At 65.6% G+C, this 25,932-nt stretch carries 20 protein-coding genes and 2 pseudogenes; 7 read left to right on the top strand and 15 right to left on the bottom strand.

Annotated elements, in window-relative coordinates; all coding sequences use genetic code 11:
- Positions 1 to 48: 48 nt before the first annotated feature.
- From AAFF27_08150 to hpaI, 3 genes are read left to right on the top strand one after another with little or no spacing between them, the layout of a single operon-like run.
- Positions 49 to 1,044, top strand: coding sequence for a tripartite tricarboxylate transporter substrate binding protein (locus AAFF27_08150; GenBank protein ID XAH25149.1), 996 nt, complete (start codon positions 49 to 51; stop codon positions 1,042 to 1,044).
- A gap of 39 nt (positions 1,045 to 1,083) precedes the next feature.
- A complete protein-coding gene (locus AAFF27_08145; GenBank protein ID XAH25148.1) occupies positions 1,084 to 2,607 on the top strand; it encodes an altronate dehydratase family protein in 1,524 nt (507 codons plus the stop codon).
- A 14-nt stretch (positions 2,608 to 2,621) separates the two neighbouring features.
- Positions 2,622 to 3,422, top strand: a complete 801-nt coding sequence (gene hpaI / locus AAFF27_08140; GenBank protein ID XAH25147.1) for a 4-hydroxy-2-oxoheptanedioate aldolase — start codon at positions 2,622 to 2,624, stop codon at positions 3,420 to 3,422.
- Positions 3,423 to 3,627: 205 nt separating this feature from the next.
- Here hpaI and AAFF27_08135 read toward each other — a convergent pair whose 3' ends face one another.
- Together AAFF27_08135 and AAFF27_08130 are read right to left on the bottom strand one after the other, a co-directional pair.
- On the bottom strand, positions 3,628 to 4,581 hold the full coding sequence (locus AAFF27_08135) for a tripartite tricarboxylate transporter substrate-binding protein (protein XAH26187.1): 954 nt from the start codon (positions 4,579 to 4,581) through the stop codon (positions 3,628 to 3,630).
- A gap of 29 nt (positions 4,582 to 4,610) precedes the next feature.
- Positions 4,611 to 5,294 (bottom strand): DJ-1/PfpI family protein, encoded by a 684-nt coding sequence (locus AAFF27_08130; GenBank protein ID XAH25146.1) that lies wholly within the window; start codon positions 5,292 to 5,294, stop codon positions 4,611 to 4,613.
- Here AAFF27_08130 and AAFF27_08125 point away from each other — a divergent pair.
- Complete coding sequence (locus AAFF27_08125; GenBank protein XAH25145.1) at positions 5,293 to 6,246, top strand: AraC family transcriptional regulator; 954 nt, start codon at positions 5,293 to 5,295, stop codon at positions 6,244 to 6,246. The two genes, AAFF27_08130 and AAFF27_08125, sit on opposite strands and share 2 nt — an antisense overlap.
- A 550-nt stretch (positions 6,247 to 6,796) precedes the next feature.
- Here AAFF27_08125 and AAFF27_08120 read toward each other — a convergent pair.
- Complete coding sequence (locus AAFF27_08120; GenBank protein ID XAH25144.1) at positions 6,797 to 8,038, bottom strand: MFS transporter; 1,242 nt, start codon at positions 8,036 to 8,038, stop codon at positions 6,797 to 6,799.
- Between the two features lie 114 nt (positions 8,039 to 8,152).
- On the opposite strand from AAFF27_08120, the gene AAFF27_08115 reads away from it, so the two are divergent.
- Complete coding sequence (locus tag AAFF27_08115; protein ID XAH25143.1) at positions 8,153 to 9,043, top strand: helix-turn-helix transcriptional regulator; 891 nt, start codon at positions 8,153 to 8,155, stop codon at positions 9,041 to 9,043.
- Positions 9,044 to 9,049: 6 nt separating this feature from the next.
- Here AAFF27_08115 and AAFF27_08110 read toward each other — a convergent pair whose 3' ends face one another.
- The 4 genes and pseudogenes from AAFF27_08110 to AAFF27_08095 form a co-directional block, all read right to left on the bottom strand.
- Positions 9,050 to 10,234 carry an acetyl-CoA C-acyltransferase family protein gene (locus AAFF27_08110; GenBank protein XAH25142.1) on the bottom strand — a complete coding sequence of 395 codons (1,185 nt, stop codon included), beginning with the start codon at positions 10,232 to 10,234 and terminating at the stop codon, positions 9,050 to 9,052.
- Between the two features lie 35 nt (positions 10,235 to 10,269).
- The gene (locus AAFF27_08105) at positions 10,270 to 10,950 is read right to left on the bottom strand and encodes an enoyl-CoA hydratase-related protein (protein XAH25141.1); all 681 of its coding nucleotides are present in this window, start codon (positions 10,948 to 10,950) and stop codon (positions 10,270 to 10,272) included.
- A gap of 572 nt (positions 10,951 to 11,522) precedes the next feature.
- Positions 11,523 to 12,947: a carboxylesterase/lipase family protein gene (locus tag AAFF27_08100; GenBank protein ID XAH25140.1), complete on the bottom strand. Its 1,425-nt coding sequence runs from the start codon at positions 12,945 to 12,947 to the stop codon at positions 11,523 to 11,525.
- A gap of 272 nt (positions 12,948 to 13,219) precedes the next feature.
- A pseudogene (locus tag AAFF27_08095) lies at positions 13,220 to 13,756 on the bottom strand (IS5 family transposase).
- 59 nt (positions 13,757 to 13,815) lie between these two features.
- On the opposite strand from AAFF27_08095, the gene AAFF27_08090 reads away from it, so the two are divergent.
- Positions 13,816 to 14,259 (top strand): thiamine pyrophosphate-dependent enzyme, encoded by a 444-nt coding sequence (locus tag AAFF27_08090; GenBank protein ID XAH25139.1) that lies wholly within the window; start codon positions 13,816 to 13,818, stop codon positions 14,257 to 14,259.
- 204 nt (positions 14,260 to 14,463) lie between these two features.
- Here the strand turns inward: AAFF27_08090 and AAFF27_08085 are convergent, their stop codons facing one another.
- The 3 genes and pseudogenes from AAFF27_08085 to AAFF27_08075 form a co-directional block, all read right to left on the bottom strand.
- A complete protein-coding gene (locus AAFF27_08085; protein XAH25138.1) occupies positions 14,464 to 15,141 on the bottom strand; it encodes a glutathione S-transferase family protein in 678 nt (225 codons plus the stop codon).
- A 67-nt stretch (positions 15,142 to 15,208) separates the two neighbouring features.
- Positions 15,209 to 15,514: pseudogene (locus AAFF27_08080) on the bottom strand (isochorismatase family cysteine hydrolase).
- An 81-nt stretch (positions 15,515 to 15,595) separates the two neighbouring features.
- Entirely contained in the window at positions 15,596 to 16,348 is a 753-nt protein-coding gene (locus tag AAFF27_08075; GenBank protein XAH25137.1) for an SDR family oxidoreductase, read from the bottom strand.
- 139 nt (positions 16,349 to 16,487) lie between these two features.
- Between AAFF27_08075 and AAFF27_08070 the strand changes: the two genes are divergently transcribed.
- Positions 16,488 to 17,381, top strand: coding sequence for a LysR family transcriptional regulator (locus AAFF27_08070; GenBank protein XAH25136.1), 894 nt, complete (start codon positions 16,488 to 16,490; stop codon positions 17,379 to 17,381).
- Between the two features lie 220 nt (positions 17,382 to 17,601).
- Here AAFF27_08070 and AAFF27_08065 read toward each other — a convergent pair whose 3' ends face one another.
- The 5 genes from AAFF27_08065 to AAFF27_08045 all read right to left on the bottom strand — a co-directional run bounded on the left by AAFF27_08065 (position 17,602) and on the right by AAFF27_08045 (position 25,923).
- Complete coding sequence (locus AAFF27_08065; GenBank protein ID XAH25135.1) at positions 17,602 to 18,936, bottom strand: amidase; 1,335 nt, start codon at positions 18,934 to 18,936, stop codon at positions 17,602 to 17,604.
- 167 nt (positions 18,937 to 19,103) lie between these two features.
- Positions 19,104 to 19,817 carry a DUF2848 family protein gene (locus tag AAFF27_08060; GenBank protein ID XAH25134.1) on the bottom strand — a complete coding sequence of 238 codons (714 nt, stop codon included), beginning with the start codon at positions 19,815 to 19,817 and terminating at the stop codon, positions 19,104 to 19,106.
- Positions 19,818 to 20,461: 644 nt separating this feature from the next.
- Positions 20,462 to 20,791: a hypothetical protein gene (locus AAFF27_08055; GenBank protein ID XAH25133.1), complete on the bottom strand. Its 330-nt coding sequence runs from the start codon at positions 20,789 to 20,791 to the stop codon at positions 20,462 to 20,464.
- Positions 20,792 to 20,826: 35 nt separating this feature from the next.
- Positions 20,827 to 23,430, bottom strand: coding sequence for an ATP-dependent chaperone ClpB (clpB, locus tag AAFF27_08050; protein XAH25132.1), 2,604 nt, complete (start codon positions 23,428 to 23,430; stop codon positions 20,827 to 20,829).
- 84 nt (positions 23,431 to 23,514) lie between these two features.
- Complete coding sequence (locus AAFF27_08045) at positions 23,515 to 25,923, bottom strand: TonB-dependent siderophore receptor (GenBank protein XAH25131.1); 2,409 nt, start codon at positions 25,921 to 25,923, stop codon at positions 23,515 to 23,517.
- Between the last annotated feature and the right edge of the window lie 9 nt (positions 25,924 to 25,932).

The following is a 25,932-nucleotide window of genomic DNA, read 5'->3' as shown; positions in this document are numbered from 1 at the left end:
CTGAAGAATCCACTCCGCGTATTTCTATAACGACAGCTGGAGACAAACATGCCCCTCAACCACCCCCTGCAGCGGCGCCAACTCCTTGTGGGTGGTGCCAGTGCGGCCGTGCTGGCCGCCACCACCGGCCGCGCGTTTGCCGCTGGCTACCCCGAGCGCCCGATCAGCTTCATCTGCCCTTGGCCCGCAGGCGGCACCGCGGACCGCTCGATGCGCGCCATCTGCCAGGCCGCCGCACAGGTGCTGGGCCAGCCGGTGGTGCTGGAGAACCGCGCCGGTGCCTCCGGCATGATCGGCACCAAGGCGCTGGCCATGGCCCGGCCTGATGGCTACACCATTGGCCAGATCCCGATCTCGGTCACGCGCTTCTCGCAGATCGGCAGCGTGCAGCTCGACCCGCTGAAAGACCTGAGCTACCTGGCCCGCACCTCGGGCCAGACCTTTGGCATTGCGGTGCCGGCCAGTTCGCGCTTTCAGTCGCTGCGCGACATGGTGATCTACGCCAAGAGCAACCCCGGCCGCGTGACCTACGCCCACGCCGGTGTGGGCGGCGCCACGCATGTGGGCATGGAGCAGTTCGCGCAGGCCGCGGGCATCGAGCTGAACGCGATTGCCTACAAGGGCGGCTCGGCCGCGTTGCAGGACGTGCTGGGCGGGCAGGTCGACATGCTGGCTGACTCCAGCTCCTGGGCGCCGCACGTGGAGGCCGGCAAGCTGCGCCTGCTGGCCACCTGGGGCGAGCAGCGCACGCCGCGCTTCAAAGACGCGCCCACGCTGAAAGAGCTGGGCTACGACGTGGTGGTGGAAGCCCCCAACGGCATAGGCGCGCCCAAGGGCCTGCCGCCCGCGGTGGAGAAGCGCCTGCGCGATGCCTTCCGCATCGCCGTGAAGAGCGAAGAATTCAAGCAGGTGGCCGATGCCATCGACGCACCCGTGATGTACCTGGACGGCCCCGACTACGAGAAGTACGTGCGCAGCGTGTACCGCCAGGAAACCGATCTGATCCAGAAACTCAACCTCAAGGAGCTGATGCAGAAGGGTTGATGGTGAACTGAAAAGCCGTCACACCTTCTGCTGTTTCCCATGACCGCCAGCCCCCTGCTCCGCCTGCATCCCCACGACAACGTGCTGGTGGCCAAGACCCCGATTGCGCTGGGCGAGACCATTGCCGCATTCGGCGTGCGCGCCCGCGCCCAGGTGCCCGCCGGCCACAAGATCGCCGCGCAACGCATTGCCGCCGGCACGCCGGTGAAGAAGTACAACACCGTCATAGGCGTGGCCGCGCGCGACATCGAGGCCGGTGACTACGTGCACAGCCACAACCTGCGCCTGATGGACTTCGAGCGCGACCCGGGTTTTTGCCAGGACGTGCGGCCGGTGGACTACCTGCCCGCCGCGCAGCAGGCGAGCTTCCAGGGTTTTGTGCGTGCCGATGGCGGCGTGGGCACGCGCAACTTCATCGGCATCCTGTCGTCGGTCAATTGCTCGTCCACCGTCATCAAGCGCATTGCCGCGCATTTCACGCCCGAGCGGCTGGCCGCCTTCCCGCATGTGGACGGCGTGGCCGCCTTTGCGCAGACCAGCGGCTGCGGCATGTCATCGCCCAGCGAGCACTTCGACGTGCTGCGCCGCACCCTGGCCGGCTATGCGCGCCACCCCAACCTGGCCGGCGTGCTGATCGTGGGCCTGGGCTGCGAGCGCAACCAGGTCGACTCCCTGGTCGATTCACAAGGCCTGCAGCAGGGCAAGCTGATGCGCACGCTGGTGATGCAAGAGGTGGGCGGCACGCGCGTCACCATCGAGGCCGGCATCCGCGCCATCGAAGAGATGCTGCCCGAGGCCAATGCCGCGCGGCGCCAGGCGGTCAGCGCCCGCCACCTCAAGATCGGGCTGGAGTGCGGTGGCTCGGATGGTTTCTCGGGCATTACCGCCAACCCGGCGCTGGGCGCGGCCATGGACATCCTGGTGCGCCACGGCGGCACCGCCATCCTGTCGGAGACGCCCGAGATCCACGGCGTTGAGTACATGCTCACGCGCCGCGCCATCACGCCCGCAGTGGGCCAGAAGCTGCTGGACCGCCTGGCCTGGTGGGAGCGCTACACCGCCGGCCAGAACGCACAGTTCAACGGCGTGGTCGGCCACGGCAACCAGGCCGGCGGCCTGGCCAACATCTTCGAGAAGTCGCTGGGCTCGGCCATGAAGGGCGGCACCACGCCGCTGCAAGCGGTGTACGAATACGCCGAGCCGATCGATCAAAACGGCTTTGTCTTCATGGATTCGCCGGGCTACGACCCGGTCGCCTGCACCGGCCAGATTGCCAGCGGCGCGCAGCTGATCTGCTTCACCACCGGGCGCGGCTCGATGTTTGGCAGCAAGCCCGCGCCCACCATCAAGCTGGCCAGCAACACGCCCATGTACCGGCGCCTGGAAGAAGACATGGACATCAACTGCGGCGTCATCCTCGACGGCGAGCTGGACGTGCCGCAGATGGGCCAGCGCATCTTCGAAGACATCCTGCGCCATGCCTCCGGCACGCCCACCAAAAGCGAGCTGCTGGGCCTGGGCGACCACGAGTTCGTGCCCTGGCACCTGGGCATCGTCAGCTAAACACCTCAACCTTCATGCCCGCACACAACCCCTTCAAAGCCGCCCTCGCCGCGCGCCAGCCGCAGGTCGGCTTCTGGCTTTCCATGGCCTCGCCCTATTTGTCGGAAGTGGCCGCCACCGCCGACTTCGACTGGCTGCTGATCGACGGCGAGCACGCGCCCAATGACCTGCACAGCACGCTGGCGCAACTGCAGGCCGTGGCGCCCTACCGCGCCCAGCCCGTGGTGCGCGCGGTGCACGGCGATACCGCACTGATCAAGCAACTGCTGGACATAGGCGCCAAGAACCTGCTGATCCCCATGGTCGACAGTGCCGAACAAGCGCGCGCCCTGGTCTCTGCCACCCGCTACCCACCGCAAGGCATACGCGGCGTGGGCAGCGCCGTAGGCCGCGCCTCGCGCTGGAGCGCCCGCAGCGACTACCTGGCCGTGGCCGATGACGAGATCTGCCTGCTGGTGCAGGCGGAGACCGTGGCAGCGCTGGGCCAGTTGGAAGCGATCTGCGCGGTTGATGGCGTGGACGGCGTCTTCATCGGCCCGGCCGACCTGGCGGCCTCCATGGGCCACCGGGGCAACCCTGGGCACCCCGAGGTGCAGGCGGCGATCGAAGCCGCGATCAAGACCATCGTGGCTTCTGGCAAGGCGGCTGGCACGCTCACGTCGGATGCCGCGTTGGCGCGTCGCTACCTGGAACTGGGCTGCACTTTTGTGGCAGTGGGGGTGGATGTGCTGGTGTTTGCTGGCGCTGCGCGGCGGCTGCGGGCGGAGTTTCTGGGTGGCGCGGCGCCGGCTGCGGTGGCTGGTGCTGCCTACTGAATCTCAAGGTCTTTGAGACTCCTGGCTTGCTTGCCCTGCAAGCGGCGGGTCACACGGAAGGTGGAAACGACCCTTTGATTGCAAAGGATCGTTTCAGGTGCGGTGTCACTGCCCCTCATCGGGGCGACATGACCAATGACCCCCCCGAATCTGTGACACCACAATGGAAACTACGAGATCAACTCAACGAGCGCTTTGGGTCGAATCAATCGGCATAGTCTCCCGACGCCTTGATGACCGGTGCCCACCGCTGGATCTCCTTCAACAGAAAACGCTGGTGGCCCGCCGCGCTTGAGCGCTCGTCCGTGACCGGCTCGATCCCGGCGTCAAACAACTGCTGCCGGTAGGCGGTGCCGTTGACCACGGCCGATAGCGCTGCGGAGATTTTTTCGGTGACCTCGGCTGGCGTGCCTTTGGGCGCATACAGGCCGTACCAGACCGTCAACTCATCCAGGGCAATGCCGAATTTCTCCATCGACGGCGTCGTCTCGAGCGCGGTGCCCTTGAGTGGCTGGCGAACCGTGACGGCAAGTGCGCTGACCTTGTGCGCCTGGATCTGCGGCATGGCGTTGGCCGTGAGATCGCACATCAGGTCGACTTGGCCGCTCAACAGATCCAGCATGGCTGGACCGGTGCCTCGATAGGGGATGGTGGTCATCTGGCGCTTGAGCGCAGATTGCAGCAGCAGGCCGCAAAGGTGCGATGCAGAACCCATCCCCGCGTTGGCCAAGGTCACTTGGGGTTGTTTGGCCATCCATCGCTGCAGATCGGCCACACCTCCTGTTGCGATTTCGGGGCGGGAGATCAGTACCAAGGGAGACTCCGCCACCACCCCAAGGGCCTCGAAGTCCAGGGCGGGATTGAAGTCGAGCTTCCGGTACAGCGCAGGCGCCGTAGCCATGTGGACATGGTCGATCAAAAGGGTGTAGCCGTCCGGTGCCGCACGCTTGACCGCGGCCGCGCCGATATTGCCGCCTGCGCCCCCCTGGTTCATCACCACCACGCTTTGGCCTAGCAGTGCTTGCAGGTGCGCACCGATCTGGCGCGCGAGCTTGTCCATCGGCCCGCCTGCGGCATAGGGGACCACCAGGGCGACTGGCCGCTCCGGGTAGCGCGCCTGGGCATTGCCCAGCATCAGCAGGGGCAGCACCAGGGACATCAGCAACCGAAGCCGTGTCGATAGCTGGCTCATGATGCCACCCCCAGTTTCTGCGCTGCGAGGCCCACCGCCGCGGCACGGATGGCATGGCGCGCACGCGTGGCATCCAGGCAGCGCTGGACGATCTCGGGCGGCGAGGTGGATGGCGTGCCCCCCTCGAATGGTGGCTCGGGGTCGTACTCGATCTGCAGCTGAATCTGCCGGGCCGCGTCTTCATCGAGCATGACCCCGACGGCTTTCAGCGCCATGTCGATGCCGGACGTAACGCCGCCCGACGTGAGGATGTTGCCATCCACGCACATCCGGGCATCACTGCGAATGGCGCCGAAGGCCGGCAGGAACTCGCGGGCCTGCCAGTGGCACGACGCGTGCTTACCACGCAGCAGGCCGGCAGCGCCCAGCAGCAGTGATCCGGTGCAGATGCCGAGGATGTAGCGGGCGGTTCTGGCCTGCTCGGCGGTGAAGTCCACCCAACGCTCGTCGTTCAGGACGTCGTCGGTCCCGGGCCCGCCGGGCACGACCAGCAGGTCGCAGGGCTTGGCGGTAGCGAACGTGGCGGTGGGCAGCATCACCAGGCCACGATCCGAACGCACGGGGTCCATCGTTGCGGACACGAAGTCGATGTTTGCGCCAGGAACGCGCGCAAGCACCTCGTAGGGCCCGGTCAGATCGAGTTGCGTAAGCGCAGGGAATAGTAGAAAGTTGACTTGCATGAATGACCTCCGAAAGACCTCAACGATAGAAATCAACGGGGCATCCGGTGTGCCAAAAACAGGCCGTACTGCGCCAATCGATATCGTTTTCCTGGTGTTCGAAGGCTTCCAGCCCATCGACCTGGCGGGGCCGTGGCAGGCGTTTTCCACAGCCAACGACGAGCTGGGGCACGCACGCTATCGGCTGAGGACCTGCGGCACGGCAAGCGTTGCCGCCTCGACCGATGCCGGGCTGCGCCTCCAGGTGGATCTCGACCTGGAGCAGTCCTTGTCCTCACCTATGCATACGGTCATCGTGCCCGGGGGCGAAGGCATTCACCGAGCGAGTTCAGACCCGCAGATGCTCGACTGGGTCCGCGCACAGGACGCTCTGTCGCAACGCACCTGCAGCGTCTGCACCGGGGCATTCCTGCTGGCGGCGGCGGGCTTGCTCGATGGATGCAGGGTCACGACGCACTGGCGCTCAGCAGCGCAGTTGCAGGGGCGCTTTCCGAAACTCATCGTCAACGACGAGTTGATCTTCTGCCAGAGCACAAAGTATTGGACGACCGCCGGCGTCAGCGCGGGCATCGACCTGGCGCTCACCCTCATCGAGAACGACTGCGGCGCGCGCCTTGCTCAGAAGGTGGCCCGCAGGCTTGTGGTCTATCTCAGGCGCGGCGGCGACCAACGCCAGTACAGCCAGACGCTGCGCGCGCAGGACCGCGCGGAAGGTCCGTTCTCGGAGCTTGTCGGGCAAATGGAAGCCCGGCTGTCGCACGCCTGGTCCATCGACGAAATGGCCGACATCTGCAACATGTCGCGCCGGACTTTCCAGCGCAAGTTCAAGTCAGCCTTCGGCATCCCGGCCCTGGAAGTGTTGAACAACCTCCGCGCTGAACGCCGCGAGGTGGTGCAACGATCCGGGCGCCACTCACAAAAGCAGATGGATCGGTTGCTGCAAGATTCTTAGAGTCATCCCTTTCAAGGTCTTGCGACCTGTTCGGTCGTTCTCGTGTCTTGCTGACGACAGGAGCCGGGCCGAGCGCAGCGATGGCCCGTGTGGCTGCCCCGGGCCCCCTCGGGATGCGCCGAGGAGCGCAGCGGCAGGCGGATCAGGGATCGCCCTTGTTTGAGCCGAAGGCGAGTTTGGGCGAGACCCCGCCTGGCGGGAGCACCACAGGTTGCCCCGAAGCGCAGCGCAGGGGACGCAGCACGTGGGGTCGCCTTCTCTTTGGTGACTTTCTCTTGGGCGTTCGCCAAGAGAAAGTTACTCGCCCGCCGGGGCGAACTCCCGGCACCCGTCGCCTGCAAGGCGCACAGCGCAGGGATATCTCAAAGACCTTGAAAGGGATGATCCCTAGAGTCAATAACGGGCCGATATCGGCCATCGCACCGTGTGGATCTGCTTGGCGCCCTACGCCGCCGTCCATCAAATCAATAGCAGCATGCCGGCGTAAAACAACGGCTACAGCCATTTTTCATTCGCAGATTCAAAAATCAGCGCCCAGCCCCAAAAAACCTCAAGCCGGCACCAACAAAGTCCGCCGCGCCCGCCGCACATTGAAGGCGCTGGCAATCAACACCCCCTGCACCAACGCCAGCCCCAGCAGCACGCTGCGGTACTGCCCGTTGTCCATCAGCGCGCCAAACAGCAGCGGCGACAGCGCCTGGCCAATGTCCAAGCCCGCATACACCACGCCATAGACGCGGCCGGTGGCGTTCTCTGGCGTGGAGCGCTTGACCAGCAGGTCGCGCGAGGGCCCGGCGATGCCGGCGAAGAAGCCCATCAGCCCGAACAGCACCGGCACTGCCAGCGGCGGCATGTCGAGAAAGCCCAGCGCCAGGGCAACGCAGGCGGCCACGCCAAAGCCTGCGCCCACGATGCGCTCGCAGCGCGCCGGGTCAGAAGCCAGGAAGCCGCCCAGCACCATGCCGCCGGCACTGCACACCATGTAGATGGTCAGGCACATCGCCACCAATGCCACCGGCACTGCGTGCAACTGGCGCGCGGCCTCGGGCGCGAAGGCCTGCACCACGCTGAGCGATGCGGCATAGAAAAAGAAGAAGCCAAAGCACATCCACACCGCCGGAATGCGCAGGAAGGCCATGCTGTGCTCGGCCGGGCCGGTGTGGCTCGTAGCCTTTGGCACGGCCTTTTTCTCCAGCGACAGGTGGCTGCGGTTGAACCACAGCAGCAACAGCACGGCCAGCGCCAGCACGCCCGCCGCGCCCATGGCCACGCGCCACGAGAAGGCCACGGCCAGCGGCACGACAAAGGCTGGCGCCAGCGCCCAGCCCAGGCTGCCGGTGATGCCGTGCACGCTGTAGGCATGGCCCAGGCGCGTCGGCGCCACCTTGCGGTTGAACAAGGTGTAATCGACCGGGTGGAACACGCCATTGCCCATGCCGCCCACTACCGCGCAGACCAGCAGCATCCAGTAGCTTTGTGCCAGCGCATAGCCAAACGCCGCCAGCGCCAGCAAGGCCAACCCGGCAAACAGCACCGGGCGCGGGCTGTAGCGATCCACGATGAAGCCCGACAGCGCCTGCACCGCGCAAGAGACAACAAAGAACACGGTCAGCACAAAGCCCAGCTCGGCGTAGCCAACGCCGAACGCGTCCTTCAGCCACGGGAACAGCGGCGCCAGCAGCAACTGGCTGAAGTGGCTGATGCCGTGGGCCAGGCCGACCAGGCCGATCAGGGTCGCGTCCTGGCGCAATGCGGGGGTGGAGGGCACAGAGCCCATGGAGGAAGTAGCCATACAAAGATGCGGGCAACGCGGTGGGCCGCGCGCAAGAGGGACATTCAGGAGCCACGATGGTAGGCGTGCCCGCTGCGGCAGAATTGCGACAAAGCGACAACTTTTAGCGAAAACATGCCAACCCAGCCTCCCCGCGCCCAACCCCGCCGCGCCACGGTGGCGCGCGCGCCTGCTGGCCCGAAGGTGGGCTCGCTCACGCCGCACCTGTTCCCGCCCACGGCCGAGCGCCCGGTGCGTGCCAAGCGGCGCGTGCTGGCGGCAGAGACCGTGGTGCAGCCGCACCACCACCCGTGGCCGCAGCTGACCTTCTCCACCACTGGCCTGATCCGCATGGGCACGCAGAGCGGCACTTACATCGTGCCGCCTTCGCGCGCGGTCTGGGTGCCGGCGGGCGTGGAGCACTCCATCACCGTGGTGGAAGACGCCGAGCTGCGCACGGTCTACCTGCGCTTGGCCGACGACGCCTGGGCGCCCTGCTGGCAGCAGTGCCTGGTGCTGGAGATGAGCGAGCTATTGCGCGCTTTGGCGCTGGCGCTGGACACCACGCCCGACGGCGCGCGGCCATCGCCGGACACCGCCCTGCGCCAGCGCGAGGCCCTGCTCTGGCCGCTGCTGTGCGACGAACTGCAGCGCGCGCCGCAGGTGCGCATGGGCGTGCCGCTGCCGCATGCCGAGCACGGCGACAAGCGCCTGCGCGCGCTGTGCGAGGCAGTGCTGCAGGCGCCGGCGCGGCGCGCCACCTTGGCCGTCTGGGCGCGCGAGGCCGGCGCCAGCGAGCGCACCATGGCGCGCCTGTTCCGCGATGAGCTGGGCACCAGCTGGCAGCAGTGGCGCCAGCAGGCCTTGCTGGCGCATGCCCTGCCGCTGCTGGCACGCGGCATGCCGGTGGGCCATGTGGCGGCGGTCAGCGGCTATGCCAGCGACAGCGCCTTCACCGCCATGTTCCGCGCCGCACTGGGGCGCTCGCCACGGCATTTTCAGAACAAGGCGGGGCTTGCCGCGTAGCCCGCGCTATACGCGCTCGAAGATCGCCGCAATGCCCTGACCACCACCAATGCACATCGTCACCAGCGCATAGCGCCCACCGATGCGGTGCAGCTCGGCAATCGCCTTGGTGGTGATGATGGCGCCGGTCGCGCCCACCGGGTGGCCGAGCGAGATGCCCGAGCCGTTCGGGTTGACCTTGGCCGGATCGAAACCCAACTCCTTGATGACCGCGCAGGCCTGCGCCGCAAAGGCCTCGTTCGACTCGATCACATCGAAGTCGCTGACCTTCAAACCCGTGCGCTCCAGCACCTTGCGCGTGGCCGGCACCGGGCCTATGCCCATGTAGGCGGGCTCGACGCCGGCGTGTGCGTAGCCGACCAGGCGTGCCAGCGGCTTCAACCCCAGTGCCTTCACGCGGCCGCCTTCGGCCAGCACCACGGCGGCAGCGCCGTCGTTGATGCCCGAGGCGTTGCCGGCGGTGACCAGGCCGTCTTTTTTGAAGGCCGGCTTCATCTTGGCGAGCGATTCGACCGTGGTGTCGGCACGCACATGCTCGTCGGTGTCGAACAGCACCACGCCCTTGCGCGTCTTCACCTCGACCGCAACGATCTGCTCCTTGAAGCGCCCCGCCGCAATGGCCGCGGCCGCGCGCTGCTGACTGGTGGCGGCCAGAGCGTCTTGCTGCTCGCGCGTGATGCCGTAGCGCGCGGCCACGTTCTCGGCCGTGATGCCCATGTGGATCTTCTCCCACGGGTCGTGCAGGATGCCGAGCATGTAGTCGAGCAGCACCGCGTCGCCCATGCGCGCGCCGTAGCGTGCCGCCGTATCGAAGTAAGGGCCGCGGCTCATCGATTCCGAGCCACCGCCGATGGCGATGTCGCAATCACCCAGCGCAATCGCCTGCGCCGCCGACACGATGGCCTGCAGGCCCGAGCCGCACAGGCGATTCACGTTGAAGGCCGGCGTCTCTATCGGGCAGCCGGCATCTATGGCGGCGACGCGGCTGAGGTAGGCGTCCTTCACGTCGGTGGGAATCACGTTGCCCATGACCACGTGGCCAATGGCGTCGGGCGCCACGCCGCTGCGCTCGATGGCCGCCTTGACCGCCGTGGTGGCGAGCTGCGTATTGGGCACATCCTTCAGCGCGCCGCCGAAGGTGCCGATGGCGGTACGGGCGGTGCCGACCACGAAGATGTCGCGTTGGGTCATGGTGTGGATCTCCTGGATCGAAAAGAAAATGAGGTTCAGCGGCCAGTGAAGGTGGCCGGTTTCCTGTCGAAAAAAGCATCGATGCCGATGCGGAAGTCGTCGGTGGCCGCGCAGGTGCGAAAGGCGGCCGACTCGGCATCCAGCTGGCTCGCCAGGTCGCGCCCGAACGCGCCGCGCATCAGGCGGCGCAGGTTACCCAGCGCCGCGGTCGGCCCCTTGGCCAGCCGCTGCGCCAGCGCCATCGCCTCGGCCTCGAGGTCGGCTGCCGGCACCACGCGGTTGATCAGCCCCATGCGTTCGGCGGCGGCGGTGTCGTAGCTGTCGCCAAGCATCGCGATCTCCAGCGCGCGGCGCATGCCGACCAGGCGCGGCAACGCCCACGACGCGCCCACATCGCAGCTGGTGCCGATGTTCACGTAGGCCAGGTTGAAGCGCGTGCCTTCGGCCGCGAGCACAAAATCGGCCTGCAGCATCAGGCTCAACCCCGCGCCGGCGGCCACCCCGTGCACCTGCGCGACCAGCGGTGCGTCCATCGCGTCGAGCACGGTCAGCGCCTCGTGCAGCGGGCCAATCAGGTCGGAGGCCAGTTCACGCACAGCAGAGAGAAAGGCGCGCGCCATGGGCGGGTCAATGGCGTTGAGGGCCGCCGGCCGGTTGAAGCAGATCACGGCCACCGCGCCGTGGCGCTCGAGCAGTAGGGGGAAATTTGTGGTCATCTGGACTTTCGAGTTTCAGCAAGCGTAGCGCGTGCCGTAATCCAGCGCGTCGCGCGCAGGCCGTCTTTGCCTATGTGTCGGACGGGTGCAAAGACAACATCGCTGAACGCCCGCGCGCCCTGACCGACTTCGCCATCAGCCGCAGCAGAGTCGAACACATGCTCGATCCGCCCCCTGCTCGATCTCCGAAGCAAGTGGGCAGTCATCGGCACCCGTGTCGAGGCCAACTGGCACTGGACCGAGCGCATCCTCGAGTCCGAGGCCAGAGCCTGCGATGGGTGCTGGACAAGGCCACGCGGCCAGACCAGTTGACAAGGCAGCGGTTATCGACCCCGGATGCAATGACTAGTGTCGCGTCAAGCGTGAGGTGAAGGATGGGTGCGAAGGCATCGGCGTGCAGCGCAAGGCGCAGGCCGCAGCCCAGGCTTTACGCCTGGGCAAGGGCTGCAACGCAGCATGCGCGGCGAGGGCAAGCGCACACCGGCAGATCATGCTTGACGCGACACTGGTGCCGGACCGATATTTCTCACATCGCTACCCCCTCACATCCGCTCATGTCCCTATACGCTAGGTCAGGTCCGCTCGATGCCAGCGAAGGTGCGCAAAACCTCGTCCGCATGCGTGGTGGGATCGTATGGTGGGTTGCCAATGCCGTGGGAGGTGGGTTCCGCGGTCACCATGCCCCAAAGCCGGTCACGTCTTCCTGCGGCGAAGTCAAGGAGGGCGTCGCGGACGAATGTGTCCCGGGTGGCTTGCTCGTCGGTGTGTCCGGGGCGTTGCTGGCCGACGATGCCGTACATCTCCGTGCCGTGCACGGCTGGCGCACCCTCGACAGGACCAACGGCGAGCAAGTAGGCCTTGCCGCCTGCGGCGGCGTGAGCGAGTGCTGCGCGGGCGGCGGGTAGGGTGAAGAAGTAGTCGGTGAAGAGGGCCCCACGGACCTCGACCGGCGTGCGTCCGTTGACGTCGTATGCGGCAACGATGCGCCGGGCACGGCTTCGGGGAATGCGTGACTTCGCTACAAGCTCGTCGACGAGGTTGCCGATGCTACCCGGGTCGAACTTTTTGGTCGCGTTGATGACCCACCAGTCTGCCTCATTCGTCGCTGTGCTGAGGAGGATGTCGACGTCGCGGTGACGTCCGGATTCGAGTACACGCAGCGGGGTGCCGGCGAGCACGGCCCCGGTCTGCGAGTGGTCGTTCACGATGCCGATCGTGGTGTTGTCGATGCCGTGCCGATCGCCGATGTCGCGCGGGCTGACCTTGATGAGTGTCTCGGCAAGAAGCTTCGCATCCAGCGAGAGCAGTTGTTGTGGATCGTCCGCGATGCCGAGTTCAGTCAGGAACGTGACCGCGAGTTCTTCGGCCCACCAGGCCGGAACGATCCGGGATGCACCGCCGGAAAACGCCGCGAGACGACGGTAGAGCCCATCGGCGGCCGGCGCGGCAAGGAGCCCGATCGTGGAATACGCGCCGGCACTGTGTCCGGTGACGGTGACGTTCCGAGGATCGCCACCGAAGCGGGCGATGTTCTCCTGCACCCATCTGAGCGCGGTGATGATGTCTTGCAGGCCGAGGTTGGTGGCGTCCGCGAACGCGCCCCCGTACTGGGAGAGCGAGAGCCACCCGAACGGACCGAGCCGGTAGTTCAGGGATACCCCGATGGCACGGCCCGTCGCGGCGAGACCCGAAGCATTCGAGGTGGTCTGGGTGTTCGCGCCAACTTCGAACCCGCCGCCGAAGATGTAGACGATCACGGGGAGCGGTTCGTCCCCCGCGTCTTCAGGTGCCCAGACATTGAGGTTCAGACAGTCCTCGCTGAATCCGCCGTCCGCCTCCAGCCAGCTGGTGTCACCGGCTTGCAACGGGGCGGGTCCTTTCTTGTCGCAGGGAAGGTCCGGGTTAAATGGCAGAAGGGCGGGTCGGCGGAAACGCCCCGCAGTGGCATAAGGAATGCCCAGCCAGGAGCGGACCGCATGGGTCGTGGTATCAGTCAATTTTTCACCTAAGGATGTCCTGCAAAACACGATTTGCAATGTGGCATCCCCTACGCGTGATCTCAATCGTGGATTCCAGGGGCGCATGCCCCTCTCAGAAGGGTCTGCCGCCTGCTTTCCGGTGCATCCAGGGCCTTTTTGACCCTCCCCCGCACCACGCAGGCGCACCGACCCCCTCAATCCTTCACCCCATCAGCCGGTAGCGCGCCATCCACAGGTTGGACAGGGCGAACAGCGTGTGCAGTTGCTGCGTGTTTTTCTTCAGCCCCCGGTACCCCGATGTGGGCCTTCATACCGAAGTGCCACTGATTTCCCTTCTTGCTCGAGTGCATCTCGGGGTCGCGTGCTTTGTCTTTGTTCTTGGTGGAGCTGGGGGCTGGGATCAGCGTGGCGTCGACGGCCGTGCCTTCCTTGAGCAACAGGCCCTTGCTCTCCAGCAGGGTGTTGACGGTGATCAGGATCTGTTCGGCCAGCTTGTGGCGCTCCAGCCGGTGGCGAAAGCGCAGGATGGTGCTTTCATCGGGCAGGCGCCCATGGGCGTCCAGGCCCGCGAACTCTCGGTACAGGGGGATATCGAAGAGGGCTTCTTCCATCGCCTGGTCCGACAGGCTGAACCATTGTTGGATGAAGTGCAGCCGCAGCATGGTCTCCAAGGCAAAGGGCGGGCGGCCTGTGCGTCCTTCGCTGTAGTACGGGGCGATGAGATCGACCAAGGAAGCCCACGGCACCACCTGGTCCATCTCCTGCAGGAACACCTGCTTGCGGGTCTTCTTCGTGCTCAGGTTCAGGTCCAGGCCGGCTTGCTTTATGGGCGCCGAGCATGCCTGAACAAACGGGCGCATCCAGATGCGCGGGGGAGTTTTGCAGGATGTCCTTTACGGCGACGGCGGCGCCGCACGACTTCCTGAATCTGACCGGCGGAGCGATCGGCAGCATGATGGCCGTTTCGATCGGCGCCGCGGTCGCCTGCCCGGACCGAAAGGTCATCACACTCCAGGGCGACGGCAGCGCAATGTATATCCTTCCGGCCCTGTGGACGCAGGCACGGGAGAAGCTCAACGTGGTGACCGTCATCTATGGCAACCGTGCCTACAGCATCCTGAATAACGAGCTGGATCGGGTCGGTGCGACCCACCGCGGCAGCAACGCCGCGTCGTTGATCAGTCTCGAAAATCCCTCGATCGACTGGGTGCTCCTCGCCGCCGGGCTCGGCGTGAAGGCGGTCAGGGCGGAGTCGCGGCAAGAGTTCGAGGACGCGTTTGCCGCCGCAATGCGCGAGCCCGGACCACTGCTTATCGAGGCCATCCTGTAGCGGAGCAATCGGGATCGCGCAGGTTGCATGCCCCCGGAGCCCTTCGATCGCACGCCTGATGCCGCCAGTGGAGTACTTCCTCTGCGTGCGGTGTCCCTCAGTTGAACGAAGCCGAGCGACGGCTACGAGATCTTCCGTGTACAACCGCTTTGCAAAGCACGACGCAAACAAGTGCGTCGTCCTTGAAACAAGCGGCGCACCCCTCTATACAGTCGCCAGAAGCGCTTCCTTTTCCTTCAAGTGCTCGCGAAGCCGGCTGGCATAGTCTTGCGTGACGGCGGCCTGGATGCTCGGACGCCGCGCCAAGGCGAGACGCCAGTTTGCCACCCGCTTCAGCCCATCAAACACATGATGGGTGGGCTCGAAGTCGAGGATGTCGAAGTAGCGAAAGATCGGGGCCATGACGGCATCCACCATGCTGAAGCTTTTTCCAGCGAAGTAAGGGCCGTCCAACATCTCGCCCTCAAACCGTTCCAACTTCTTCCTGAAGGCAGCAGCTTTGGCACGGGCTGTCTCGTGGTCGGTGGCGTTCAGAAAGCCCCATGCATCCGACAACGCAGCAGAAGCGAATTCGATCCATGCACGATGTTGTGCACGAAGCAGCGCATCCTGCGGATGCAATGCCGGACTGGGTTGCAGATCCTCGAAGTATTCGCAGATAGCGACGCTTTCGAACAAAACGGACTCGCGTCCGTCGGCGTGCAAAACCTTGAGCAAAGGAACCTTGCCCATTGGAGAAATGGCGAGAAACCAGTCTGGCTTGTCGTGAAGATCAACATTGACCCGCTCGAAGGCGATCCCTTTTTCGTGCAACACGATGGCGACGCGCTGGACGAAGGGGCAGAGAGGATGACTGATAAGTGTCAACTGTGTTTGTGACATTGGAAGAAGCCCAGTAAAAACAAGGCCCCCACGGATGGGGGCGGTCGCGCGGCAGATTCGTTTGGTCTTACGACTTCAAAAACTCTTGGGTCGAAACCGCATTGCCGTAGAAGGGCAAGATGTCCGTCAGGAACGAGGCCTGCCGCTCCTGCGTGAAGGCCGCAGACGCGTCGTAGATGACGTTGGTGTGGTAGCCAAGGTCGTGCGCATTGCGCAGCGTCGATTCCACGCATTGGCGCAAGGCAAAGCCCATCAGGTAGATAGCTTCGATCCTGTTGTTGCGCAAGTAGCTGTCCAGCGTGGTGGCGGCAAAGGCACTGCTGCCGCCGGTGCGCTCGGTGATCACATGCTCACCGGCAACGGGCTCGAAGCCTGCGAAGAATTCCGTCTACTCGTCGAGGAAGGATGTCGAAAGCGTGCGCATGAGAAAGTTCCTTTTGAGTGTGGATTGCAATCAGCCGTTGAGCGTGCGCCCGCCGTCGACGATGATTTCGGAGCCGACCGTCCAGCGGGACTCGTCGGACGCCAGATAGAGGACCGCCTTGGCGACTTCCTCCGGCGTGCCGAAGCGGCCCAACGGAATGGTGGCGGCGATGTCCTTGTTGAGCTGCTCACGATAGGCGTCGGGAATGCCGAGCTTGTCGTACAGCGGGGTTTCGACCGGGCCAGGGCTGACGGCGTTGACACGAATGCCGCGCCCGAGCAGTTCGCCCGACAGCGTCTTCGACATGTTCAGAAACGCAGCCTTGGTTGCGGCATACACCGACGAATTCTGCGAGCCGACGTGCGCGCTGACCGAGGTGTTGAGCACCACCGATGCGGGGTTCGCGAAGACCGGCAGCAAAGCCTGGATCAGAAAGTACGGCCCCTTGACGTTGATGCCGAACGAGCGATCGAACGCTTCTTCCGTCCACGCTTCGATCGGGATCCAGACGGACACCCCCGCGTTGAGGAAAGCGATGTCGAGCTGGCCGTAGCGCGCCTGGACGGCTTGCGCCAAATCCTTCTGCGCGGCCACGCTGGCTGAATCGGCGCGCAGCACCAGCACTTCGCTGCCCAATTCCGCCTGCGCCTTGGCGAGGGAATCGGGATTGACGCCGGTGACGATCACGCGCGCGCCTTCGGCGAGGAATTGCTTGGCCGTTTCGAGGCCGATGCCGCTGGTGCCGCCGGTGATGAGAGTACGTTTGCCTTGCAAGCGGGACATGAAATTCTCCTTGGGTGTTCGTGGCCAACCACCATGGCTGACCTGCCGTGGGATGAACTATGAACCCATGCTCACAATTAAATAAGTTCCTGTTTTTGCATAGAATTCATTCCGTTTATGCATGAATTGGAGTGTCGCTTTGGACCGATTTCTGTTGATGAATTGCTTCGCTCGCGCCGTGGAGACGGGCAGCTTTTCCGCCGCGGGTCGCGACCTGGGCTTGGGACAACCGAACGTCAGCCGGTACGTGGCGGCACTGGAAGACCATTTGCACACCCGGCTGCTGCATCGATCAACGCGCAAGCTCGCCCTCACGCCGGAGGGAGAGCGCTACTACGCGGAAGTCCGGCGCATCCTTGACGCCGTGCACGAGTCAGAGTCGTCGTTCAAGGAGAACGTGGATCCGTCCGGATTGCTGCGCGTTGCCTGTCCGACCGCGCTGAGCTATGCATTCGTGTTGCCGCATGTGCCCACCTTCCTGGAGCGCTACCCGGGATTGACGCTGGATCTCCAGACCAATGACCGATATGTCAATCTGGTCGATGAAGGGGCTGAACTCGCGATCCGGATCGGACACCTGGCAGACAGCGCACTGCGCGCGCGCCGCATTGGCTTGTTCGATCGCGTGTGCGTTGCCAGCAAGAAATATCTGGCTCAACGCGGAGTGCCCAGCACGCCCGATGACCTGCGCGGGCACGATTGCGTGATCTACACCCTGCTGTCGTCCGGTGCTACCTGGCGTTTCCGGGATACCGAAGTTCCGGTCACCGGCAGGCTTCGGGTCAGCTCCCCCGAGGCCGCGCGCGAATCTGTCAACGCGGGGCTGGGCGTCGGATACGGGCCGGAATGGCTGTTCGAGGAAGGGCTGAAGAACGGCAATTTGCAATTGCTGTTGACGGAACATGCCAACCCGCCTGTGCCCATACAGATCGTTTATGTGGCAAACAGACTTCTTCCGAAGCGGGCCATCGTGTTCATGGATTTCATCGCCGAAGCATTTTCAAAGGTTCCCGCACTCAACGTCCGCGAATGAGTTGCCTCATATTTCGACTCTTCACAGACACAGTGCTCGCTATCACTGCATCAAGAGCATCTTCGACGACCATAGCGGAAGTCTGTCTTGATGCTTTGTGGATCAGCATTGCAAACCGTGTTTGCAGGACATCCTTGGTACAGCCTACGTTTGAGACATGAACAATGCTGAAACACAGGCCACACACCGACATGTAGCTATCTAATCAATAGCGCTTATTTCACGCCAGCACGGCCTCCACCGCCAGTGCCACCGCCGCCAGGCGCGCGTCATCGCCGCGCACCGAGGACAGCATCAGCCCCACCGGCAGCTCGCCCGCGCGCTGGCACGGCAGGCTGAAGGCGCAGCCGTCCAGGAAGTTGATGGCAAAGGTATTGCGCAGCAGCAAGCCGTTGGTGCGGAAGAAGGCCTCGTCCGATGCCACCAGCGCAGCGATCTCTGGCGCCACGATGGGCACCGTGGGGCAGACCAGCGCGTCGAAGCCTTCCAGGCGCTGCTCCACACGCGCGATCCAGTCCTGCCGCGCGTCCTGCATGGCGATGTAGTCGGCCGCACTGGCGCTGGCGCCGGTGTCTATGCGCAGCGCCACGCGCGGGTCGAACTGGGCGCGCTTCTCTGCCAGGCGCGTGCGGTGCACGGCATGCGCCTCGACCGCAGAGAAGCCGCCCGGCGCGTTGATGCGCGAGATCTCCGCCAGCTCGGCCAGCGGCAGCTCGACCACGCGCGCGCCCGCCGCCGACAGGCGCTGCAGCGCCTGCTCAAAGGCCTGGGCCACGGCCGGATCGATGGCGTCGAACATCAGTGTTTGCGGCACGGCCAGGCGCAAACCATCCAGCGGGCGGCGGCGCACGGCCAGCGGTGTGTCGGCAATGGCGGCGTCGGCCAGCAGGCAGTCTTCCACGCTGCGCGCCATGGCGCAGACCGTGTCCAGCGTGCGCGACAGCTCAAACGCCCCGGTACGCGGCACGCGTGACTGCGTACTCTTGAAGCCGACCAGCCCGCACAGCGCCGCCGGCACGCGGATCGAGCCGCCCGTGTCCGAGCCCAGGCCGGCCACCGCCAGCCCCAAGGCCACCGACACCGCCGCGCCAGAAGACGAGCCGCCCGGCACGCGCGCCAGCTGCGCATCCGCCGGGTTGCGCGGCGTGCCGTAGTGCGGGTTGATGCCCACGCCCGAGAACGCGAACTCGGTCATGTTGGTACGACCGACAAGCGCCGCGCCCTGCGTGCGCAGGCGCGCCACTGCCGCCGCATCAGCCGTCGCAGCGGGCTCGCCACGGCAAGCGATGGAACCCGCCAGCGTGGTGGCGCCGGCCACGTCATACAAATCCTTCACCGACACCGGCAGGCCGGCCAGTGGCGGCAAGGCCACGCCCGCGGCCTGGGCCGCATCGGCATGGCGCGCCGCGGCCAGGGCGGCGTCGGCATAGAGGGCCGTGAAAACGTGCTGCGCGGCCGGCGCGGCAGCGCCTTCCAGGGCTTGCTGCACCAGGGCTTCGTGCGTGAGTTCGCCGCGTGCAATGCGCGCGCGCAGGGAGGCAATCGTCGGGGTCATGTCGGGGTTCCGGTGAGGGCGTGTTGGGGCTTCATTTCAAGTTGCGTCACTCAACAAAAAACCGTTCGGGCTGAGCCTGTCGAAGCCTGGGAGCCATTCGACAAAGCTCAGGACAGGCTTTCGACAAGCTCAAGGCGAACGGTTCTATCTGTGAACGCGAGACCGTATCAAGCGACCACGGGCAAGGCCGTGACCGCATAGCGGTGCACGATACACCGGCCACTGCGCGGATCGCGCAGCGTCAACTCCATTTCCAGCGCCGGGCGAATGCCACGGCCTTGCGCATCGGGCAGCGCGCCCAGCGTGCCGCAAGACAGAAAAGTGCCCTCGGCCGCTTGCGCGCCGCCGGCACCAAAGATGCCATCGCGCAGCGACTCCAGCGGCCGCATCGCGGCCAGCGTGCCGCGCTGGTAGTCCACCCACTGGCCGTCTTCCAGGATGTGCGAGCTGAGCTGCAACTCGTCCTGGTAGGCGGCGACATCGGCCCAACGCCAGGCCTCGGTCGCCACCGGCTTGGCGCACATCTGCTTGGAGACGGCGACCGAATAGGTCTCCACCCGGCGGTCGGTGTGGTCCGATCCCACCGTCAGCCACCATTCGCCCTCGGCAAAGAACAGCACCGGCTCGGCCTCGCCCGAGCTGTCGGGGCCCAGCGCCTCGACCTGCGCGGCCTGGGTCAGCAGCGCGGCGCCGGCGCGGTAGTACAGCGGCACGGCCGAGGGCCGGGGCACGCCGAGCGCCTCCAGCTCGGAGATATGGTGGTTGATGGCGGCGGCGTCACGGCCGGTCCAGCCGGCGATGACGAAGCGTGTGGGGGCGACGGCGATGGTGCGTGGGGCACCGGTGGCGGCTTGCCAGAGGAATTGCAGTTGAAGGGGCATGGCACGCAGTGTTGTCCTGCGCGCCCCGACGGATCAAACGGGAAATTTCGTGTGTTGGTGATAGGAAATTCTGATGCACTGAGATGGAGCGTCCTTGTGCGTCATGTCAGGGCTTTGGGCTCTGAGTGCGAGGCCTTTGAGATTTCCAAGACTGCTTTGCCTTGCTGGCGGCGGGAGCCGGGAGTTCGCCCCGGCGGGCGAGTAACTTTCTCTTGTGTCGCCAAGAGAAAGTCACCAAAGAGAAGGCGACCCCGCTGTGTCGGTCCGGCTTTGCCGGACTGCTCTGCGGTGCTCGGAGTCAGCAGGCGGCTGCGGAACTCGCTTCGCTCAAACAGTCCTCGCCGTCCCTTCGCTTCGCTGCGGGCAACCTGCCGACTCTTCCGCTCCTCGACGCCACAGAGGGGACCCCGGGACTGCCAGCCGGGCCGTCGCTGCGCTCGGCCCCGGCACTACTCCCTCCCCCGCTGGGGGAGGGTTGGGGTGGGGGCCGGCTGTTTGCTGCCCACCGCCGTTGGCAGGGCCGAGCAGCGCAGCGACGGGCGGACAAGGGATCGCCCTTGTCTGAGCGAAGCGAGTTGGGGCGAGTCCCGGCTCCCACCGTCAGCAAGACACAAGACCTACCAAACTGAGCACAAGCCCGGCCCTCACCGCTGAGAAGGCAGCTCGCGCGGCTCCACGTCGGTCACATCCGCCGCCTTGCGCGCGGGCTCGGCCGCGCGCCTGGGCGACCACTTGCCGGCCGCGCTATAGGCCTGCCTGGCCTGCTGAAAGCGCGCGCCCGGGTTCAGGCCCATGTGCCAGGGCGCCACCGGCCGGCCGGTGAGACGCGCCCAGGTGCGGCGCAGCCCCCACAGGCACAGCAGCACGGCCACTACAAACAGCACGCACACCGCCAGCACCACGGCGGCGGCCACCAGGGCCAGGCGCAGCACGACGCGGACGATGCCCGCAATGAAGTTGTCCAAACCAGTCACTCGAATTCTTTCCTGTTGGGGCCAGGCCGCCGCGCTCAATGTGCGGGTTCAGCCATGCCGAAATGGAACACGCCGGGCTCGCGCACCGGGTCGACATCCACCGGGATCACATCCTTGGGAGCGAAGCGGCCTTCCAGCAGCAGCTTCGACAGGGGATTTTCGATCCTTTGCTGGATGGCGCGCTTCAAAGGCCGCGCGCCGAACACGGGATCAAAGCCGACCTTGGCGATTTCGGCCAGCGCCGCGGGCGATACCTGCAGCGTGAGGTCGAGCTTGGCCAGGCGCTGCTGCAGCGTCTTGAGCTGGATCGCGGCGATGGATTCGATGTTCTTGGCATCCAGCGCGTGGAACACCACGGTCTCGTCGATGCGGTTCAAGAACTCGGGCCGGAAGTGGTTCTTCAGCTCGTCCCAGACCACGTCCTTGATGTCCTCATACGACTGCCCGACCATGGCCTGGATGTGATGCGAGCCGATGTTGCTGGTCATCACGATCACCGTGTTCTTGAAGTTCACGGTGCGGCCCTGGCCGTCGGTCAGGCGGCCGTCGTCCAGCACCTGCAGCAGCACGTTGAAGACGTCCGGGTGGGCCTTCTCGACCTCGTCCAGCAGCAGCACGCTGTAGGGCTTGCGGCGCACGGCCTCGGTCAGGTAGCCGCCCTCCTCAAAGCCCACGTAGCCGGGCGGCGCGCCGATCAGGCGGGCCACCGAATGCTTCTCCATGAACTCGCTCATGTCGATGCGGATCAGGTGGTCTTCGCTGTCGAACAAAAAGCCCGCCAGCGCCTTGCACAACTCGGTCTTGCCCACGCCCGTGGGGCCAAGGAACAGGAACGAACCTGTGGGCCGATTCGGGTCACTCAGGCCCGAGCGCGAGCGGCGGATGGCATTGGCCACGGCGGCAATCGCCTCGTCCTGGCCGACCACGCGCTCATGCAGCTTGTCTTCCATCACCAGCAGCTTGTCGCGCTCGCCCTGCATCAGCTTGGCCACGGGGATGCCGGTGGCGCGCGCCACGACTTCGGCGATTTCTTCCGCGCCGACCTGGGTGCGCAGCAGCGTGGGGGCGCTGGATTTTCCCTTGCTGGTCTCTGCCGCCTGTGCTTCCTTCAGGCGCTTTTCCAGCGCCGGCAGTTGGCCGTACTGCAGCTCGGCGACCTTGTTGAAGTCGCCCTTGCGGGTGTGTTCATCGATCTGGAACTTGAGCTTGTCGATCTCCTCGCGCACCTGCGCGCTGCCCTGGGCCTGGGCCTTCTCGGCCTGCCAGATCTCGTCGTAGTCGGCAATTTCCTTTTGCAGCTTGGCGATCTCTTCCTCGATCAGGCCAAAGCGCTTCTGCGAGGCTTCGTCCTTTTCGCGGCGCACGGCCTCGAGTTCGATCTGCAACTGGATCAGGCGGCGGTCGAGGCGGTCCATCACCTCGGGCTTGGAGTCCATCTCGATCTTGATCTTGGCCGCGGCCTCGTCGATCAGGTCGATGGCCTTGTCGGGCAGGAAGCGGTCGGTGATGTAGCGGTCGCTCAGCTCAGCCGCGGCCACGATGGCCGGATCGGTGATGTCGACGCCGTGGTGCACCTCGTACTTCTCCTTGAGGCCGCGCAGAATCGCGACCGTGGCCTCGACGCTGGGCTCGCCCACCAGGATCTTCTGGAAGCGGCGCTCAAGTGCGGCGTCCTTCTCGATGTACTTGCGGTATTCGTCGAGCGTGGTGGCGCCCACGCAGTGCAGCTCGCCACGGGCCAGCGCGGGCTTCAACATATTGCCCGCGTCCATCGCGCCTTCGGCCTTGCCGGCGCCGACCATGGTGTGCAGCTCGTCGATAAAGACGATGGTCTGGCCCTCGTCCTTGGCCAGCTCTTTCAGCACGCCCTTCAGGCGCTCTTCGAACTCGCCACGAAACTTGGCGCCAGCCAGCAGCGAGGCCATGTCCAGCGACAGCACGCGCTTGCCCTTGAGCGAATCCGGCACCTCGCCGGCAACGATGCGCTGGGCCAGGCCTTCGACGATGGCCGTCTTGCCCACGCCGGGCTCGCCGATCAGCACCGGGTTGTTCTTGGTGCGGCGCTGCAGCACCTGGATGGCGCGGCGGATCTCGTCGTCGCGGCCAATCACCGGGTCCAGCTTGCCCAGGCGGGCGCGCTCGGTCAGGTCCAGCGTGTATTTTTTCAGGGCTTCGCGCTGGCCTTCGGCGTCGGCGTTGTCCACGCCCTGGCCGCCGCGCACGGCGTCTATGGCCGATTCGAGCGACTTGCGGGTCAGGCCGTTGGCGCGCGCCATCTCGCCGGCGTCGCCCTTGGCGTCGGCCACGGCCAGCAGGAACAACTCACCCGCGATGAACTGGTCACCGCGCTTGAGCGCCTCTTTCTCGGTGGCCTGCAGCAGGCTGTTCAGGTCACGGCCGACGCTGACGTCCTGGCCCTGCACTGCGGGCAGCTTGCGGATCGCTGCCTCGGCCGCCGCCTGCAGCCCGGCCACGTTGGCGCCGGCGCGCTGCAGCAGCGCGCGCGGGCCCTCGTCCTGCCGCAGCATGGCCGCCAGCAGGTGGGCCGGCTCGATGTAGGCGTTGTCGTTGGCCAGCGCCAGGCTCTGGGCGTCGGCCAGCGCTTCCTGGAACTTGGTGGTGAGTTTGTCTTGTCGCATGGGATGGAATCTCCGTCTGCCGTTGCAAATGGGGCTGCACCAGGGCGATTCAAGCACCGGTCCGTTTACGGACCGTAACTGACCTTACCAACGATAAGTAGCCGTCGCTGTCACCCTGCGTTGGTCGCCAAACCAGCAACGGGTCGCATCGCAGTTGGCCATATAGGTCTTGTTGGTGAGGTTGCGCAGGTTCAGCGCCAGCTCCCAGCGGCTGATGTCATAGCCCAGCAGGGCATCGACCAGCGTATAGGCCGGCACCTTGGCCGGCGCCGCCTCTTCGTCGCCCCGGTTGGAGCCTACATAGCGCACGCCCATGCCCAGTTTCAATCCATTGCTGAAACGGTAGTCGGTCCAGAGGGACAGCTGGTTCCTGGAGACAGCTTTCAGTTGCTTGCCCACCTCGCTGGCATTGGCGCTGGCGGTGACATCGGCCTTGGGCGTCCAGGTGTAGGCCACCGACATGTTGAGCCTGCGCACCGGGGACACCAGGGCCTCCAGCTCCAGGCCGCGCACCGTCACCTCGCCTGTTTGCTTGGCCACACCATTGCCGTCATAGCTGATGTAGTTGCGGCGGCGCAGGTCGAAGATGGCGGCACTGTAGCTGTCCTTGCGCCCGGCGGGCTGATAGCGCACGCCCGTCTCGTACTGGCGGCCGGTCTCGGCCTTGAACGGGCTGCCCGATACCGGGTCAATGGTCGCGGTGGGCGTGAAGGATTCCGAATAGCTCACATACGGAGCCCAGCCACCCGGCGCCAGATAGACGATGCCGGCGCGCCCGCTGAACTTGTTGTCATTGATGCGTGTGATCTCGCCTGCGGAGCGGTCGTTCAGCGAGCTGCGGGCCATGTCATAGCGGCCACCCAGCGTGGCCACCCAGCGCTCGTTCCACTTGATCTGGTCCTGGAAGTAGAGCCCCGTCTGCTTCAGGCCGGTATAGGTGTTGATGAAGGGCTCATCGGGATAGGTGAAAGGCCCCGTGTAAGACGGCGCATAGGCATCCACCACGCCACCATCGCCGCCGTAGAAAGACAGCTGATCGACGGTGGTGCGCTGGTAGTCCAGCCCCACCAGCACGGTGTGCTGCCAGTCGCCCAGCGTGACGCGGGCCTGCGCCTGGTTGTCCATGGTGAAGGACTTGAGCTTGTCGCGCGAGGCAAACACCACGCGCTCCAGTTGCCGGAAGTTGGCGGGATCGTTGGCGTTGTCCGGGTTGACCGTGACAAAGCTCGGGGCATGCCAAACCTGCCGGATATTGCCGTCGAGCTGGCCAAAGCGCACGTTCTGGCGCAGCGTCCATACGTCATTCGGGCGGTGCTCCAGCTGGTAGCCAATGCCCCACTGCTTCTGGCGCTGCCGGTTGAAGTTGGCGTCGTCAATGAAGTTGCCTACCGGCAGGTACTGCCCGCTGGGCGTGGGCACCAGCGTGCCCTGCGCCGGCCAGACCCGGCGGGTGATGCCCGCGTTGATGTTGGTGTAGTAGCCCAGGGCCGTGAGCGTGGTGGCACCCGAGGGCTTCCAGGTGAGCGAGGGCGCGAGATACAGGCGGTCGTCCGGCATGCCGGCAAACTGCAGTTGCGCATCCCGCGCCAGGCCGACAAAGCGGTACAGCAACTGGCCCTCTTCATCGATGGGGCCCGAGAAATCCACCGCCACCTGGCGGGTGTTGTGGTTGCCGAGCTGCGTCTGGATCTCATGCAGGGGCTCTTCCGTGGGCTTCTTGCTGACCACGTTGACCAGGCCGCCGGGCGGATTCTGGCCATACAGCACAGAGGCCGGGCCGCGCAGTATCTCGATGCGCTCGGTGCCATAGTTTTCGGTGCGCCACACGCCATACCAGCCGTTGTTGCGCAGCGGCATGCCGTCCAGGTAGTAGCCCGGCGAAAAGCTGTCCATGCCGCGGATATTGATCCAGCTGTCAAAGCGCGAATCAGCGCCCGTGGGCGCAACCACGCCGGGCGTATAGGCCAGCGCCTCCCGCACATTGGTGGCGCCCATGGCGCTGATGCGGTCCTGGGTCAGCACCGAGATCGACTGCGGCGTCTCGATGATCGGCGTGTCGGTCTTGGTGGCCGTGGCGCTGCGCTTGGCGATGTAGCCGCGCACCGGGCCGGTGGCGGTCTCGCGTTCTTCATTGGCCGTTACCCGCACCTCTGACAGCGTCGCCGCACCGGCCGCGGGCGCTGCCCGAACCAGCACCGTGCTGCCCTCCAGCGTCGCCACCAGGCCGCTGCCGGCCAGCAGGCGGTCCAGCGCCTGGCGCGGCGTCAGTTGGCCCGCGACGGCCGGGGCGAGCTTGCCCGCCACCAGCGCGGGCGGAAAGCTCAGCTCCAGGCGCGCCTGCCGGGCCAGTTCGTTCAGCGCCGCCCCCAAGGGCTGGGCGGCGATTGCCAGCGCTACCGGTGCGGCCGCAGCCTGGGCGTGCGCTGCGCCGATGCCGCCGGCCAACAGTGCCGCCAGGGCCAGGGGTGCGAGCTTGAAATGCGGGTTCCGCATGGGTGCCAT

Origin of the sequence: Xylophilus sp. GW821-FHT01B05 (assembly GCA_038961845.1) — a bacterium.
Classification (GTDB): domain Bacteria; phylum Pseudomonadota; class Gammaproteobacteria; order Burkholderiales; family Burkholderiaceae_C; genus Xylophilus.
Note: the sequence above shows the minus strand (reverse complement) of the source record. Positions and strands in the feature narration are given on the sequence as shown.

What these genes read in the sequence shown, in the direction of transcription:
- AAFF27_08150 (XAH25149.1), top strand. Translation starts at nt 49, where the DNA reads ATGCCCCTCAACCACCCCCTGCAGCGGCGCCAACTCCTTGTGGGTGGT.
- AAFF27_08145 (XAH25148.1), top strand. Translation starts at nt 1,084, where the DNA reads ATGACCGCCAGCCCCCTGCTCCGCCTGCATCCCCACGACAACGTGCTG.
- hpaI (XAH25147.1), top strand. Translation starts at nt 2,622, where the DNA reads ATGCCCGCACACAACCCCTTCAAAGCCGCCCTCGCCGCGCGCCAGCCG.
- AAFF27_08135 (XAH26187.1), bottom strand. Translation starts at nt 4,581, where the DNA reads ATGTCCCTGGTGCTGCCCCTGCTGATGCTGGGCAATGCCCAGGCGCGC.
- AAFF27_08125 (XAH25145.1), top strand. Translation starts at nt 5,293, where the DNA reads ATGAATGACCTCCGAAAGACCTCAACGATAGAAATCAACGGGGCATCC.
- AAFF27_08130 (XAH25146.1), bottom strand. Translation starts at nt 5,294, where the DNA reads ATGCAAGTCAACTTTCTACTATTCCCTGCGCTTACGCAACTCGATCTG.
- AAFF27_08120 (XAH25144.1), bottom strand. Translation starts at nt 8,038, where the DNA reads ATGGCTACTTCCTCCATGGGCTCTGTGCCCTCCACCCCCGCATTGCGC.
- AAFF27_08115 (XAH25143.1), top strand. Translation starts at nt 8,153, where the DNA reads ATGCCAACCCAGCCTCCCCGCGCCCAACCCCGCCGCGCCACGGTGGCG.
- AAFF27_08110 (XAH25142.1), bottom strand. Translation starts at nt 10,234, where the DNA reads ATGACCCAACGCGACATCTTCGTGGTCGGCACCGCCCGTACCGCCATC.
- AAFF27_08105 (XAH25141.1), bottom strand. Translation starts at nt 10,950, where the DNA reads ATGACCACAAATTTCCCCCTACTGCTCGAGCGCCACGGCGCGGTGGCC.
- AAFF27_08090 (XAH25139.1), top strand. Translation starts at nt 13,816, where the DNA reads ATGTCCTTTACGGCGACGGCGGCGCCGCACGACTTCCTGAATCTGACC.
- AAFF27_08085 (XAH25138.1), bottom strand. Translation starts at nt 15,141, where the DNA reads ATGTCACAAACACAGTTGACACTTATCAGTCATCCTCTCTGCCCCTTC.
- AAFF27_08075 (XAH25137.1), bottom strand. Translation starts at nt 16,348, where the DNA reads ATGTCCCGCTTGCAAGGCAAACGTACTCTCATCACCGGCGGCACCAGC.
- AAFF27_08065 (XAH25135.1), bottom strand. Translation starts at nt 18,936, where the DNA reads ATGACCCCGACGATTGCCTCCCTGCGCGCGCGCATTGCACGCGGCGAA.
- AAFF27_08060 (XAH25134.1), bottom strand. Translation starts at nt 19,817, where the DNA reads ATGCCCCTTCAACTGCAATTCCTCTGGCAAGCCGCCACCGGTGCCCCA.
- clpB (XAH25132.1), bottom strand. Translation starts at nt 23,430, where the DNA reads ATGCGACAAGACAAACTCACCACCAAGTTCCAGGAAGCGCTGGCCGAC.
- AAFF27_08045 (XAH25131.1), bottom strand. Translation starts at nt 25,923, where the DNA reads ATGCGGAACCCGCATTTCAAGCTCGCACCCCTGGCCCTGGCGGCACTG.